The following is a 15,620-nucleotide window of genomic DNA, read 5'->3' as shown; positions in this document are numbered from 1 at the left end:
AACTTATAGAGGTGTCGTATATTTTATCCGTAAAAAACCTGGTGCTGAGCCGTGATGGGAAAAAAATCCTGCGAGGGGTTAATCTTGAGGTAGGCGACCGGGAAATTCACAGCATTATCGGCGCAAACGGTGCCGGAAAAAGTACCCTTGCCTACACCCTGATGGGACTCCAGGGTTATGAACAGGATGAAGGCAGCCTCATCTTTAATGGGGAAGATATTACAAAACTTTCAATAACCGAACGTGCAAAAAAAGGCATTACCCTAGCCTGGCAGGAGCCTGCCCGCTTTGAAGGGTTGAAGGTCAGGGATTACCTGGCAATCGGGGCAAAAGGTGATGGAGGCGTCACTGAAGAAGAGCTTAAAGAAGCCTTGAGGAAAGTCGACCTTAAACCTGAAAAATACCTGGATAGGGAAGTTGGAGAGGCGCTCAGTGGAGGCGAAAGAAAACGCATAGAACTTGCTTCCATAATTACAATGAAACCAAAGCTTGCGATTCTCGACGAGCCCGATTCCGGAATTGATGTTGTTTCCTTAAAGGAAATCGTAAATCTGATCCAGACTTTTAAGGAAAATGGCGCCTCGGTACTTGTAATAACACACAGGAAGGAAATTGCAGCCGCTTCCGATAAAGCGTCCCTTATGTGCGAAGGGGTTATTCTCAGGAGCGGAGACCCCCTGGAAATAAGTGAATTCTTCAAAAACAGGTGCATACCGTGCGACAGCAGAGTATCCCCACCAAAGGCGGCCTAAAAATGAGCCAGATAACTCTTAATACGCTTCCCAGTGAAATAAAAGATATGGATGCAGCCTATTCGGCAGCCGGGGGAGATGCTGCAGTTCTGCATGACCATGAGCTTGCAAGCCTTGTGATAAGCGGAAGTAAAGTGCTTAATGCGAATGGGGTAGAGGGGATTGTGCTCGAAACTCAAGAGACCGAACATGGAGTGGATGTTAAACTGACCATTAAGAAAGGGTACAAAATTCCACATCCTGTCCACCTTTGCTTTGGGCTTATTCCTCAAGATGGACTCCAGGAAATAATGATGAATTTCGTAGCCGAAGAAGACGCGGCTGTTGAACTCGTTGCTCACTGTACATTCCCTAATGCTATAAAGATTATCCATAGAATGGAAGCTCAAATGCATGTAGGGAAGAATGCCTCATTAAAGTACACAGAAACTCACTTCCACGGACCATATGGAGGAGCTCAGGTGATTCCTAGAGCCAAGGTAAAGATAGAGGAAGGCGGCAGTTATTATAATAATTTCTCCCTGGTTTCGGGAAGGGTAGGATCTCTCGAATTCGACTATGACGTGGATGCCGAAAAAGACTCTGTCTGTGAAATGGTTACCAAGGTTTACGGGAAAAAGGATGACAAAATAAGAATCATGGAAAAAGTGTCCCTTAATGGGGAAAATGCCAGAAGTGTAATCAAAAGTCGACTGGCAATTACCGAAAATGCAGAGTCTGAATTCAGGGGAATTACTGAAGGCCATGCCCCAAGATCCAGAGGACACGTGGACTGCTTGGAGGTCATCCAGGGCAATGCAAAAGCCGAAGCTGTCCCGATTATACGCGTTGATAATCCTCTGGCCAAGGTAACCCACGAGGCTGCAATTGGATGTGTGGACAAAAAGGAAGTCGAAACCCTCATGGCCCGCGGCCTTGAAGAAGATGATGCTATTGACACTATTGTAAAGGGAATGCTGGCCTGAAGCCTTCATATTCCCTTTTACAGGCTATTAGTCAGTCAGGAAATGCCGGCAGTTTATCCCGGGAACTCTCGGGGTCCGAAATTTAATTTGAGTAAGAGGTGGGAAGTATAATTGGTGAAATTATTATCTTTGAGAAAAAATATTCAGAAAAAAACCTGCAACTTATTACCGGAAAAAAAGATATATCTTCACACTGTCAGGATATTCCTGAAGAGATGCTGCTTTTAAGTGAAGTTATAGAAGACCCCCTCAAACTCCCTTACCTGCTGGAAGCTTTCTACACTGCCCCCATAAAGAATGAAAAAGCCTTTCATTTCGCTCTCGTGCGAGTCCAGGTAGACTCTGACCTCAGAATGCATGAGGATATCCAGAAATATCAGCAAAGGAAGTACGTAGCTGAAACCCTGGAAAAGCTGCTTTACGGAGAACTCATGCTTGCAGTAGGAGAAAACGCAGGCATTGAAAATGAGTAATTTCTTTACCTGTCTTCTTACAGCAGGCTCTTTTTCTAATTTTTCTAATTATAAAATATTGTTTTACAGGCTGGATGTTACTAAAGACTTTCAGTTTCATTGGGCACTTATTATATCTAAAAATTTAAAATCAGCTTCAATGTGCCAGATCTAAAATTGAAATTTGAAAACTACAAAGTTATCTGCAAGGGGTATACTTTATGTATATCTGCTTAAAGTTAGTTTATGAATAGAAACTTTTTGATTTCTCGTAACTCTTGGTTCAGGAAATAATTTTCGAGTTCAGAAGTCTAGTTTTTTAAATTTTTAAATGATAATAATGCTTATTATAATATAAAAATTCAATTATGAATCCTAAAAGGAGAGTTTTTTATCAAGCCTGTCGGTTAATAGAGGAAAAATTATTATCTTTTAATTTACAACTATTTTACAGAGTTCTATGAAATATTCTTTACTTGGTCGTTTTTATAGCCGCACCTGATTACGATACTGATTGCGATAATCAACTTAACCCAAAAAACTCTGGGTTCAACGAATTGCTATATTATCCTTTATAACCTGTCAAACTTCAAGATTCTTCAAAATTCTCACAAACTTAATATTTATACTGGGGGTCTAAAATGAAAGGAATAAGATGTAATAAAATGTTTAGGGGGCAGACTTTCTATATAGTCTTGGGGATAGCGGCATTTGCTTTTTTAATGTTGGTGAGTATCGCAGATGCTTCGCCATTTGCATACATTACAAATGCAGAGAGTAACAGTGTCTCTGTAATTGACACAACCACAAATAAAGTTACAGCTACGATATCTGTAGGATCTAACCCTACTGGAGCTGTAATTAATCCGAATGGAACAAAGGTTTACGTGGTAAATGCTCATAGCAATGATGTATCTATAATCGACACAGCAACGAATAATGTTATAGCCACGGTACCTGTAGGAAATTCTCCTCAAGGGGTTGCAGTCAGCCCTAACGGAAAAAAGGTATACGCGGCAAACCGTTATAGCAATAATGTTTCTGTAATTGATACCACCGCAAATACTGTTGTAAGTACAGTGAATACCGGAAAATATCCTGAGGGAGTAGCGTTAAGTCCTGATGGAAAAAAGATCTATGTAACAAATTATGGGGACAATACAGTCTCTATAATTGACACTGCCACAAAAGCTGTTATAACCACAGTATCCGTAGGAAGAGGGCCTAAGGAAATTGCGGTCACACCAGATGGAATTAGAGTGTACGTGGCGAACTCCGATGGCGGGAGCATCTCTGTAATTGACACGGCAACAAACAGTGTTACAAACACAGTGAAGGTAGTGGGAGTTCCTTCTGGAGTTGCAGTCAATCCATATGGAAAAAAGGTGTACGTGACTAATAACGCTGAATATTTCAGCACTGTTTCTGTAATTGACACGGCAACAAACAAAATTACAGCTACGATACCTGTAGGCCCCGATCCTGTAGGAATTGCAGTCACCCCGGATGGAAAAAAACTGTACGTAGCAATCAACTTCTATAACACTGTCTCTGTAATTGACACTGCGACTAACACTGTTACAGCCACGATGCTTGTAGGAAACAGTCCTTATGCTTCAGGTCAGTCTGTAGGTTCTGTTCCGGTACAACCAGTTTATCCTTTAGCGAACTTCAGCAGCAACATCACATCAGATTACGTTTTCCTTTCAATACCTGTGCAGTTTACAGATCTCTCAAAGAATTCAACCAAATGGATCTGGGACTTTGGAGACGGGTCTGGTTCAACAAAGCAGAACCCCACTCATACCTATTCTGCAGCAGGAATCTACACTGTTAGCCTGACAGTAAGTAACTCAAACGGCACAGATTCAAAGTTTGCTACAGTAAATGTTGTACCTAAAGGTTCTCCTGCGCCTTCATACGCATTTATCACGAATCTCAACAGCAACACTGTTTCTGTAATTAACACAGGAAACAACACCCTTACAGCCACGGTGCCCGTGGGAACCGAGCCTTTTGGAGCTGCAGTAAGTCCGGATGGAACAAAAGCATATGTGACAAATACCAAGTACGGCGACAGGGGTACGGTCTCTGTAATTAACACAGCAATAAACAGGGTTACAGCTACTGTAGATATAGGATATAAGTACAGTCCCTGTGGAGTTGCAGTCTCTCCAGATGGAAAAAAAGTTTATGTGGCTGATCGTGATATCAAAGGTGTCTCTGTAATTGACACATCTACAAACACTGTTACAGCCACAGTGCCTGTAGGAGTTAATCCATTAGGGATTGCAATCACACCGGATGGAAGAAAAGTATATGTTACAAACCGTTATAGCAACTCTGTTTCTGTAATTGATGCCAGTACAAACACTGTTATAGCGACTGTGGAAGTTGGATCTGGCCCTTGTGGAGTTGCAGTTAATCAGGCGGGAAAAGAACTATATGTGACGAATTGTGAAAGTAACACTATTTCTATAATTGATGCCAGTTCAAACACTGTTATAGCCACAGTGCCTATGGGAAAATGGCCTATGGGAATTGCAGTAACTCCTGATGGAACAAAAGTGTATGTGGTAAATGAAGGCAGCAACAATGTCTCGGTAATTGATACAGCAACAAAAACTGTTATAGCGACTGTGAAAGTCGGGAAAAATCCTTACGGAATTGCAGTCACCCCGGATGGAACAAAGGTATATGTAGCAAACTCCGGCGATGACAGTAATTTTGGAAATACTGCTTCTGTAATTGATACTAATACAAACAAGGTTACAGCTACAGTAAACACGGGTTTCAACCCTATTGCTTTCGGTCAGTTTATTGGTCCTCTCCCAGCACAACCAGTTTATCCTGTTGCAAATTTCAGCAGCAATATAACGTCTGGTTACGCTCCTCTTTCAGTCCAGTTTATGGATTTCTCGAAGAATGCAGATGGGTGGAACTGGAATTTTGGAGATGAATCGAGTTCAATACAACAGAATCCAATACACATTTACTCCAGAGCAGGAAATTACAATGTAACGCTTACAGTAAACAATAAAAACGGTACTGATTCAAAATTTGCCATAGTAACTGTTCTAGCGCAGCCAGGATTTTCTGCATCCCCAACTTCGGGAAAAACTCCGCTTAGTGTTAGTTTTACTGACGAGAGCACAGGATCGCCAACCTTATGGAAATGGGATTTTGGAGATGGGACAAATTCAACAGAAAAGAACCCTTTGCATATATATAGAAATGCAGGAAAATATCCTGTTACGTTGACATTAAACGAAACTGGAAACAAGACTGCAGTAACAAAATCCAGTTATCTTACTGTTTCAAACGGGTATGAAGCTCCTGTTGCTTCTTTTTCTGCGTCCCCTACCTCAGGAAAAGCACCTCTTACTGTTAGTTTTACTGACCAGAGTACAGGATCACCAACCTTAACGAAGTGGACTTTTGGAGACGGCACATATTCAACCGGAAAGAACCCTGTACATACATACAGCAAATCAGGATTATACTCTGTTACATTGACGGCAAGTAATGCAGACGGCAGCAATAAGCTAACAAAAACTGGCTATATTGTTGTTTCAAATGTTTTAAATGCGCCTGTCCCCAGTTTCTCTGCATCCTTTACTTCAGGAAAAGTACCTCTTACAGTTGATTTTACCGGCCAGAGCACTGGATCGACAACTGTGTGGAAATGGAATTTCGGAGATGGGAACACTTCAACAGAAAAGAATCCTGTGCACACGTTCAACAAATCAGGACTTTATTCTGTAACATTGACAGCCAGTAATGAAAAAGGCAGTAATGCCTTGACAAAAACCGGCTATATTGCTGTCTCAAGCACTTTAAATATTCCTGTTGCTTCTTTTTCTGCGTCCCCTACTTCAGGACAAGCGCCTCTTACTGTTAGTTTTACTGACCAGAGCACCGGATCGCCAACCTCGTGGAAATGGAATTTCGGAGATGGAAGTAATTCAACAGAAAAGAACCCTGTACACACATACAATGAATCAGGGCTATACTCTGTTAAATTGACAGTGAGTAATGCAAACGGCAGTAATGCGCTGACAAAAACCGGCTATATTGCTGTCGTCTCAAACGTTTCAAACAGCACTCCTGTCTCCAAATTCTTTGCATCCCCTGCTTCAGGAAAAACTCCTTTTACTGTTAGTTTTACCGACCAGAGCACCGGATCGCCAACCTCGTGGAAATGGAATTTCGGAGATGGAAGTAATTCAACAGAAAAGAACCCTGTACACACATACAATAAATCAGGGAATTATACTGTTGCTCTGACGACAACTAATGAGGAAGGCAGCGATAAGGTGCAGAGAGCAAGCTATATAAGTGTAATCTCTGAGAACGGCAGTGTGGTATCGAATCCAGGCTATATTGTCCCTGTCACTGCTTTTTCAGCAACTTCAACTGTAGGAAGTATGCCTATTATTGTTAGTTTTACTGACCAGAGCATAGGGTCACCAGCTGCATGGAAATGGAGTTTTGGAGATGGAACATATTCAACAGAAAAGAATCCTGCACACACATACAATAAATCAGGACGATACTCTGTTACATTGACAGCAAGTAACGCAAACGGTAGTAATGCCTTGACAAAATCCAGCTATATCTATGTATCAAACGTTTTAGCTCCTCCTGCGGCCGTTTTCTCTGTGTCTCCCACTTCAGGAAGCATGCCTCTTACTGCTCATTTTACTGACCAGAGCATGGGGTCACCAACTGCATGGAAATGGGATTTTGGAGACAGGAACATTTCAACAGAAAAAAATCCTGTACATACATATAATAAATCAGGACGATACTCTGTTACATTGACAGCAAGTGATGCAAACGGCAGTAATGCGTTGACAAAATACAACTGTGTTATTGTGTCAAGCGTTTTAGCTGGTCCTGTTGCCAGCTTCTCTGCATCTCCTATTTCAGGGAAAGTCCCACTTACTGTTGGTTTTACTGACCAGAGCACAGGATTTCCAACGTCATGGAAATGGGCTTTTGGAGACGAGAATATTTCAACAGAAAAGAATCCTGTACATACATACAATAAATCAGGACTATATTCTGTTACATTGACAGCAAGTAACGCAAACGGTAGTAATGCCTTGATAAAAACCGGCTATATTGCTATCTCAAATATTTTAAATGCTCCTGTTACCAGTTTTTCGGCATCCCCTACTTCAGGAAAAGTGCCTCTTTCTGTTAATTTTACCGACAAGAGCGCAGGATCGCCAACCGCATGGAAATGGGATTTTGGAGATGTGAGTAATTCAACGGAAAAGAATCCTGTACATAGATACAATGAATCAGGACTATATTCTGTTACATTGACAGCAAGTAATGAAAACGGTAATAGTGCATTGACAAAAACCGGCTATATTGCAGCTTCAAATTCCCTTGTAGCTGCCTTTTCAGCATCTCCAACTTCAGGGCCCTCACCGCTTAATGTCAGTTTTACTGACAATAGTACTGGATCACCAATTGCATGGAAATGGGATTTTGGAGATGGAAATACTTCAACAGAAAAGAATCCCGTATACGTATACAGTAAAACAGGACGATATACTCTTAGTTTAACTGTAGATAATTCGGAAAGCAGCAGTACTGAAACCAGGTCCAGATATATTGTAGTTAGTAACTGAAGCTCTGAGGTCGAAAAAAGGCTTTGTAGAAACCTATCTATATCAGCTTTAGAGGCTAATAATATATAAAGAGAAATAACGACATCCAGTTTAAATTAATGAGAATTAGTTATTTCATAGTTTTCTACAAAGCCAGAAAAGCAATTTCAACTTAGAGCCTGTCCGAAAAATGTTGTGACCTACTGTAACTGTTACAATTGGCAATATACACAACGTAAATAATATTCGATAATATGATCTATTATAACTTATACAGCGTGCCATTATCGACTTTTTGGATAGGCTCTTGAGCATTCGGGCGTTGAGGAAAGTTCTCAAATGAATTGAATTAAAGTATTTTAGGGCAGCATTCTGTTAAGGCTTCGTCAACCAATGAATTCATTCTAATAGCTATTTTTATCCTTAATTATTAAGAATTTCCAGAATTGTTATCGGGATTGGATCAAAATTCAACCTTGGGGACTTCCCTTTCTGTTTGCGTGGTTTCAAATAACTCTTTTTTCTGGAAACCTGTTAGGGATGCAATGATATTTGTCGGAATTGTTTGAATGCTAATATTATACTTCATAACGGTATCATTATAAAATTGTCTTGCATAGGCAATTTTGTTCTCGGCTTCTAGGAGGTCTTTCTGGAGCTGTAAAAAGTTCTGATTGGCTTTCAGGTCAGGATAATTCTCTGCAACTGCAAATAGGGATTTCAGGGTCGAAGACAGGTAATTAGACGCTTCTGCAGTTTCCTTTACATTATTTGCGGACATAACTGCAGTCCTGGCTTTTGCAATGTTTTCGAAAAGGTTTTTTTCGTGTTTTGCATATCCTTTAACTGTTTCCAGCAGGTTAGGGATAAGGTCGTGACGTCTTTTTAGCTGGACTTCTATCTGAGCCCAGGCGTTTTCTACTCTGTTCCGCTGCTTAATGAGGCTATTGTAAATTATAACGAAGAGCAAACCGAGAATCAGTGCTACTATTACCAAAATTTCTACTAGCAAACAGATCACCATCTCTTAATTCGGAGCACTTTAATCTGCACCGCCACCGCCTCCACCGGAGCCTCCCCCTATGCCGCCTATACCGCCGACCCCGCCGTCTCCACTTCCAGATGGAGAGGATGATGCGTAGGCGCTTCCAAAGCCGGAATCAAATAAGACATAACTGCTGCTTACGGGATAAAAGGAACTCCCTTCCTGCACTTCAGAAGGAACGATCAGAGACATGTTATGAATGACTTCTTGTGCAATTCCGAGAGCGGTTGCATAAACCAGATAACAGTCCCAGATCTTTATTGATTCCGGAGGATGCTCTTTGAGAGCTGAAAAATCCGTAAGATATTTCTTAAAATTATTCCAGCGTTCATAGTAGAGTCTTCCTTCTGGAGTCCATCGCCCAAACACCTTTTTGAATATCACAGAGATCAATATAATAACGATCCCTAATACAATGATTAAGAAGATAAGCATATTCAGACTTGATGCTAATGGAAACTCGTCTGTGGGGAAGTACTCCGAGGCTACGAAGAAACAAAGAAATCCCGCAATCACAGTGGCTAAACCAAACCCAAATACATACTTGTTTCCTGTGGACAGGAAGAGCTTATCGAATGCGGTATGTGCTTTAACTTTTTCATTCCAGGAAGTGACAAACTCATAGAAAGCTGTTCCGTCCCCAAGCTCCTCTTTCAGTTTATTCCAGAAGACTTTATCTCCGGAAGCATGACTTCTTAATAAATTGAATGCATCTTTTTCGAAATCTTCCAATTGCCGCCGATCCTTTTTAGCTCCCATAAAAGAATTATTGTCGAGAATCTCGATCAGAATGTCTTCAGATTCGGATTTGAACAGACCTAATACCTTTTTCTCTTCTGATTTTACAGTGAGCAAAGAGATATAACCAAGGTTAACAAGATCCATAATTGTAGCAGTAAATCCGTTCATAGTAGGAATTCCCATCTTACCCAGCACGATGGCATTAACCACGGCAGGTCTGGAATTCGTGGGAGGCTCCCTCTCATATATAGCATCGTAGTTAATTTTTGGTTCTCTGCCATATTTGAAGTATATCAGGAAAGGAAATGCCAGGGCTAGGAGTACAAACAAAATAGTAAAATTATAAAAATTCTTTAACAACGAGCCTTTAGTTTGGTATTCATTTTCAATGGATTTTATTTGTGCAAGGCCCTCTTCATTATCTATCTGAACAATGCTGGAATTCGGAGATGCAATTCTCGGAAAAACCACTCTGATTTCATACCATTGATTGGAGGGAATCTCCGCTGTCCTTAAATTGAGGACGTTATGCTCTACACTTACTACCTGTGTATAGCCAGTAGGATGAATCCAGTACTGAAGCTCACTTTCGTTATTAACAGGGAGCGAAATTCTTCCTCTCAGGTTTCCCAGAGGTTTTTCCCATTCGTCGCCCCACAGCTTGTATTGGAATTCGGAAACATCCTTGTGGACTTTGACTGCGCCATAGTGATCGTAGGAAATAAAAAAAGTCACTTTTTCAGGAGTGGAGCTCGGAAGCGAACCTTCAAGTTCATATCCCTCGGAAGTCGGATTAACACTGAATTTACACGCTTCATCTGAACAATGCCCCTTAATGTTCTGAATGGATTCTCCGGGCAACACCTTAAGTTTCCTGAAAACTCTGTTGTAATGTCCCTCAAAAGTGTATGATATCGATTCTTCAATGTGAACTATGCCGCTAGGATCAATAGTTATATTCGATGTAGCTCCTTCCAAGGTGTAGTCTCTTGCACTGGCTGAGTGCACCAGGCAGAGAACGAAAAGGAAAAGAATAGCCACTTTCAAAGCTATAAAAACAATATTTACGTCCATTATTGGTTCAACGGAACTATTTGAAAGGCGCAAACCGAATTCCTCAAACTCTTTATTATTTTTATAATATTAATAGTTTTTCAAGAGTTTTTTACTAAGAGCCTATCCGAAAAGTCAGTAATGATGTTGAAAAGTTACAACATGTCCATAATATCAGAGTATACATTCCGGTTTACATATTGCTAATGGTAAGTTACAGTAGGTCACAACACTTTTCGAATAGGCTCTTAATGTGCAGTTAAAAAACAGTTATTGATACAGTACTTGCAAGAGCCCTTCAAAATATAATTGCAAAATTGAATGAGTTAATAAACAAACGGGAACATCCTAGATCTGTAAGGTTTCAAAAGAAAAGAAACTACAGCTTTTATCTAAATTAAGCTTTTACCTGAATTAAAAGAGAGAAAAGAGAAAGAGAGAGTTTTTTTTAAAGAAGGTACCAGTCAGCGTCATCAACCGAGAGATCTTCTTTAAGTCCTACTTTTCTCCTCGGGAGCTTAAGGGCATCCGTGATCGAGTCTGAAAAGTCCTGAAGGTACTCTCTTGAGGAGAGGCTATTATAGATAAAAGGCTTGTCTGGCTGGATCATCTTCTGAATAGTTGATTCTCTCGGCACGATGTCAACTTCTATGTTAACTATTTCTACGGCTTTTTCCATTGCAGTTCGGAAATCCCCAATACAGTAAGCTATCCTGTACCTGTAGTTTTCTCTCGTCTTTTCAAGATAAGCGGCAAGTCTTTCGCTTTCCATTTTTATAAAATCTCTTTTAATTTTTGCCACGTTACATTTGCCCATCATAAAGCTATAATGCATGAAAGGATATTGCGTATCAAGTTCCCTGGGGGTAATTCCACAGGTTCCAAAGGTTACTATATGTACATCCTCAGGTTTTGCAATCCCGAAGATTATTCGATCGAATTTTTTATGAGAGGGACTTTCATGATAGGGTTTCCTTTTGGCACAGGGAACAAAAATACAGAGTTCCCTATATGGAGCTTCATATTCATTCAAGATCCATTCATTAGCCTTTATCATATCCGGGTGATAAATTACTCTATCAGTGTCAAGAGGCTCTTTAGAACGCTCATCTTCAGGAATAATGGGTTTCATAAACGTCAAGATAAGTGAGCCTGGAAATTGTATATATAATTAACTAACTTCGGCAGTCGCAGGGTTTTATGAATTTGAGATATGTCCTTAAAAATTGAAGAATTAAGTAATATACTCAAAAATAAGCAAATAATACAAAATTTCCTCAACTTCAAGGACTAAAGCAGATGCCGGAGACAAAGTTGACAACAAAAACTAAATAAAAACAGGTTCAATGGAAATTTTGGAAAGTGATGGGAGAGCTCTTGCTGAATTTACTGATTTAACCCGTCCACAAAGTCCTCCATTCTATCTAACGCTTTTCTAATATCATCTATGGATGCTGCGTAAGAGCAGCGCAAGAAGCCTTCGCCTGCCTGTCCAAAAACGTCTCCGGGAATTGTAACAACTTTCTTTTCGTCCAGAAGGCGCTCTGCAAATGTGGAGGAAGAAAGTCCAGTATTTCCTATATAAGGGAAGGCGTAAAACGCCCCTTTAGGTTTGCAGCATTCAAGCCCTATCCTGTTAAAGCCCCTGACAATAAAGTGCCTGCGTCGGTCATATTCCCGGACCATTCTTGCCACTTCATCTTTACCATGACGGAGTGCCTCGATTGCTCCAATTTGAGCTGTTATCGGAGCACAGAGCATGGAGTACTGATGGATCATCATCATTGAATGTATAATCTCAGGAGAACCCATTGCAAAACCGAGCCTGAGCCCTGTCATTGCATAAGCCTTGGAAAACCCGTTAAGCATAACAGTCCGCTCTTTCATACCGTCAAGAGAAGATAATGGGACATGCTTGCCTTCATAGGTAAGGCACTCGTAAACTTCGTCTGAGATAACAAACAGGTCATTTTCCACAACCAGGTCAGCAATGTCCTCAAGGCCTTCCTTTACCATTATCGCTCCTGTAGGATTGCTTGGGAAGTTGAGAATTATTGCTTTCGTCTTATCCGTTATTGCAGGTTTGAGGGCTTCTGCAGTCAGACTAAATTCATCGTCCCTATGGGTAGAAACAATAACCGGCTTACCTCCTGCAAGAACAACCGAAGGTACATATGCCACATAAGAGGGCTGGACGACAATAACCTCATCGCCAGGATTAACCACTGTCCTTATTGCTATATCCAGAGCTTCACTCACACCTGTTGTGATGAGTATCTCCGATGAAGGGTTATAGTCCAGACCATAACGCCTGTAATAGGTTCTGGTAAGTTCGTCTCTGAGTTCCGGAAGCCCGTAATTTGAGGTATATGAAGTTTGCCCCTTTTCCAGAGAATGAATACACATTTCACGGATGTGCCATGGAGTAATAAAGTCAGGCTCTCCTACACCAAGGGAAATTACATCCTCAAGTCCGGAAACCAGATCAAAAAAACGGCGTATTCCTGAAGGGGGGATTTCTTTCACAGCGTCGGCAACAAACTTCGAAGGATTACATGGAGGTCTCAAGCAAAACACCCTTTAAAAATTATATAAGTATTATGAAATGTAAAATCGGATAGAGAAATCAGGCTCTGAAACGGTTCGTATCAAAATGATACTGGCAGCCTTTGAATTGTTTCAGGTTCATGGAGGATAACCCCATCTTCTTTGTAGGTTTTCAGTACGAAGTGGGTTGAAGTGCTCTGTACCTGATCAAGGGTTGCAATTTTCTCTGCTACGAAAAAGGCCACATCCTTCATCGATTTTCCCCGGACAGTAAGGGATATGTCATAATTTCCAGATAGAAGCCTGACTGACCTGACTTCCGGAAACTTATAGATTCTTTCTGCAATTGCCTGATAGCCCTGATTGCGCTCGAGAGTAACCTTCAGCTCAATAACGGCATAAACATAGTTTTCCCCGACCAGATCCCAATCAACTATGGTTTTGTAGTGCCGGATAACTCCCGTCTCTTCAAGTTTTGCAATCGCTTGGGAAACCTCCTGTGCAGACATATCTGTAAGGGATGCTATTTCCTCTGGACTCGTTCGTGCATCAGTCTCAAGAATTTCCAGTATATGTCGAATCTTTTCATCCATGTTGGTCACCGGCACAAAGGTAAGGGAATTTGACAAAGAGTCCCCGGTCTCCGGGGTAAATTAGATTTAAATTATTCAATTAATACAGCATTTACAACTCCATCTTGCCCTGGTCTGCTTGTAACTTTCGCAGTTCCAAGAGAAGTCCTGATTACGGAGCCTTTTGTCAGAATGTTACGCCTGACGTAGTGTTTGTTTGCAACGTTGTCGAGAACTGTCTCAATGGGAGCAGAGGTGGTTTTTCCATCTTTGGGATTGGTTATGTTTGCAATATTGCACTGAAGAAGTCTTACCTTCCTGTTGCCTCCCATTGTGTGAACATTTTTCCTCTTTATTTCACTTATACGGGTTTCCGCAGACTCACGGCCCATTTCAAACTTGCGCTTCCCGCGGGCAGCAATAACTTTCCCACCGGTTACTTTTCTTTTGGAGCTACCTTGCCATCTCATATTAAAACCTCATCGTGTATTAAAATTATACAATGCTTATCTTTAATGATTATTTATGTATTTTCCTATTGTAAATATACTGTAATCCTGATTATCCTGATCTGGTGATCGTGTCAGGGCATAAGCATACTTATTGCTTATTGCTCTGATTATATATTAATTATATTAGCAGGAGTACTTAATTAGCATATTTGCTATGGACTAATCAATACAAATAGAATCGTATAAGAACTTTACGATCAGGCAACCAGAAAAAACTCAATTTTGCATCCTGCTTGTACCTGTAAAATTAGATAAGAGAACTGTAAATACAGATACAGAATTCTAAGTATATATTACAGAGTCGTAAACAAATATCTGAAAGTAAGTTCACAAACGCAGTGAGGAAAAATGATATATATTAAAAATTATATAAAATCTGATAAATAATTCTCCGGCAGACTAAAACTGAAATATTAATTTTCAATTTAGATCCTTTATGCCGAAAAACGATACGATGTTTCAGGAGAAAAATAACGATAAAGAGGAGATAATTGCCACTAAAGAGGGAAAGAGCACTCACATACATATTAAGACTACATGCGAAAAACTTAAGAAGTGGGGCACACATTTTGATATGGAAATGAAATACCTTATTGGGGGTCCCGAAATTGTACTTGGCCAGAAAATGGCTGAAATGCCCCTTACACCTACTTGTCTTGTTCCGGCAGCAGTAATGAATGCTTTCTTGCTCGAAAATGGCATGATTTCGAATAATCTTGCTCGAGAAATGGGAAAGATGAAAATTATCTTTGATAAGTTGGAGTGATTTTTTTCTATAGTACTTTTTCATTTCCTTTAAAAAGATACATAGTACTGAAGAAAATCAGCAGATCATGAAGTACTGTGAAAAATTACCTGTATACATATAAACTCGGGAATGCTTATATCGAATCTGGTCATGTATAATTTGCTCATAACTGATGTGACGTCTTTTTAGAAAAAAGTTTGATCAAAGACTGGCCATATCTAATTTACCCATGACTAGACAATAGACAAACGACTTTTAAATACACTTATTAAATACTAAAACAGTATTACTCTATCAGAACTAACAAAAGTTTCAAAACCCGAGCTGAGAACATGGATATTAAAGAGATAAATAAATATGGGCAAGAACTTGTAGACTGCCTTAAACTCACAACTTCTCCTGTTGCAGTAAAACTGGTTCCAAAAGGAGGGGAAGTTCCAGAGGGAATTAAGAAAGTAGATGAGACTATGAGGCACTGCCAGCTGGTTGACAGAGTGAGAAGAACAGGCGAGGAATTCTATACCCTAGGTGAAGATCAAATGTGCAAAGGCGGAGCCGGTGCAATGGGCCTTGGCGAAATGCCTCCTAAGGTCGCAAGTGGAGAATTTT

Annotated in this window: 12 protein-coding genes; 6 read left to right on the top strand and 6 right to left on the bottom strand. The window is 40.4% G+C overall.

Translation table 11 applies throughout. The features are described 5' to 3' along the window. The first annotated feature begins 11 nt into the window (after positions 1-11). From BP621_RS07090 to BP621_RS07075, 4 genes are all read left to right on the top strand, one after another. Positions 12-752 carry an ABC transporter ATP-binding protein gene (locus BP621_RS07090; protein WP_292388769.1) on the top strand — a complete coding sequence of 247 codons (741 nt, stop codon included), beginning with the start codon at positions 12-14 and terminating at the stop codon, positions 750-752. 2 nt (positions 753-754) lie between these two features. Continuing rightward, positions 755-1,717, top strand: a complete 963-nt coding sequence (locus tag BP621_RS07085) for a SufB/SufD family protein (RefSeq protein ID WP_292388768.1) — start codon at positions 755-757, stop codon at positions 1,715-1,717. Between the two features lie 98 nt (positions 1,718-1,815). Beyond that, entirely contained in the window at positions 1,816-2,190 is a 375-nt protein-coding gene (locus BP621_RS07080) for a hypothetical protein (RefSeq protein WP_292388767.1), read from the top strand. A 620-nt stretch (positions 2,191-2,810) separates the two neighbouring features. Then, positions 2,811-7,814 (top strand): PKD domain-containing protein, encoded by a 5,004-nt coding sequence (locus tag BP621_RS07075; protein ID WP_292388766.1) that lies wholly within the window; start codon positions 2,811-2,813, stop codon positions 7,812-7,814. Positions 7,815-8,256: 442 nt separating this feature from the next. Here the strand turns inward: BP621_RS07075 and BP621_RS07070 are convergent, their stop codons facing one another. The 6 genes from BP621_RS07070 to BP621_RS07045 form a co-directional block, all read right to left on the bottom strand. Then, entirely contained in the window at positions 8,257-8,814 is a 558-nt protein-coding gene (locus BP621_RS07070; RefSeq protein ID WP_292388800.1) for a LemA family protein, read from the bottom strand. A 21-nt stretch (positions 8,815-8,835) separates the two neighbouring features. Then, positions 8,836-10,686 (bottom strand): DUF2207 domain-containing protein, encoded by a 1,851-nt coding sequence (locus BP621_RS07065; RefSeq protein WP_292388765.1) that lies wholly within the window; start codon positions 10,684-10,686, stop codon positions 8,836-8,838. 394 nt (positions 10,687-11,080) lie between these two features. Then, positions 11,081-11,764 (bottom strand): DUF5591 domain-containing protein, encoded by a 684-nt coding sequence (locus BP621_RS07060; RefSeq protein WP_292388763.1) that lies wholly within the window; start codon positions 11,762-11,764, stop codon positions 11,081-11,083. Positions 11,765-12,018: 254 nt separating this feature from the next. Next, a complete protein-coding gene (locus BP621_RS07055; protein ID WP_292388762.1) occupies positions 12,019-13,200 on the bottom strand; it encodes an aminotransferase class I/II-fold pyridoxal phosphate-dependent enzyme in 1,182 nt (393 codons plus the stop codon). An 80-nt stretch (positions 13,201-13,280) separates the two neighbouring features. Beyond that, positions 13,281-13,772, bottom strand: coding sequence for an Lrp/AsnC family transcriptional regulator (locus BP621_RS07050; protein ID WP_292388761.1), 492 nt, complete (start codon positions 13,770-13,772; stop codon positions 13,281-13,283). Positions 13,773-13,843: 71 nt separating this feature from the next. Beyond that, positions 13,844-14,221 carry a 30S ribosomal protein S8e gene (locus tag BP621_RS07045; RefSeq protein ID WP_292388760.1) on the bottom strand — a complete coding sequence of 126 codons (378 nt, stop codon included), beginning with the start codon at positions 14,219-14,221 and terminating at the stop codon, positions 13,844-13,846. Between the two features lie 478 nt (positions 14,222-14,699). On the opposite strand from BP621_RS07045, the gene BP621_RS07040 reads away from it, so the two are divergent. Both BP621_RS07040 and BP621_RS07035 read left to right on the top strand, forming a co-directional pair. Further along, complete coding sequence (locus BP621_RS07040; protein WP_292388759.1) at positions 14,700-15,029, top strand: DUF6951 family protein; 330 nt, start codon at positions 14,700-14,702, stop codon at positions 15,027-15,029. 314 nt (positions 15,030-15,343) lie between these two features. Continuing rightward, on the top strand, positions 15,344-15,620 hold a 277-nt coding region (locus BP621_RS07035), incomplete at its 3' end, for a DUF169 domain-containing protein (protein WP_292388758.1).

Source organism: Methanosarcina sp. UBA5, assembly GCF_002505485.1.
Classification (GTDB): Archaea; Halobacteriota; Methanosarcinia; order Methanosarcinales; family Methanosarcinaceae; genus Methanosarcina.
This window is presented reverse-complemented; position numbering and strand designations above follow the sequence as displayed.

Excerpts from the sequence above, each read along its gene's own strand:
- BP621_RS07085 (WP_292388768.1), top strand. The coding sequence starts at position 755 with ATGAGCCAGATAACTCTTAATACGCTTCCCAGTGAAATAAAAGATATG.
- BP621_RS07075 (WP_292388766.1), top strand. The coding sequence starts at position 2,811 with ATGAAAGGAATAAGATGTAATAAAATGTTTAGGGGGCAGACTTTCTAT.
- BP621_RS07060 (WP_292388763.1), bottom strand. The coding sequence starts at position 11,764 with ATGAAACCCATTATTCCTGAAGATGAGCGTTCTAAAGAGCCTCTTGAC.
- BP621_RS07050 (WP_292388761.1), bottom strand. The coding sequence starts at position 13,772 with ATGGATGAAAAGATTCGACATATACTGGAAATTCTTGAGACTGATGCA.
- BP621_RS07045 (WP_292388760.1), bottom strand. The coding sequence starts at position 14,221 with ATGAGATGGCAAGGTAGCTCCAAAAGAAAAGTAACCGGTGGGAAAGTT.
- BP621_RS07040 (WP_292388759.1), top strand. The coding sequence starts at position 14,700 with ATGCCGAAAAACGATACGATGTTTCAGGAGAAAAATAACGATAAAGAG.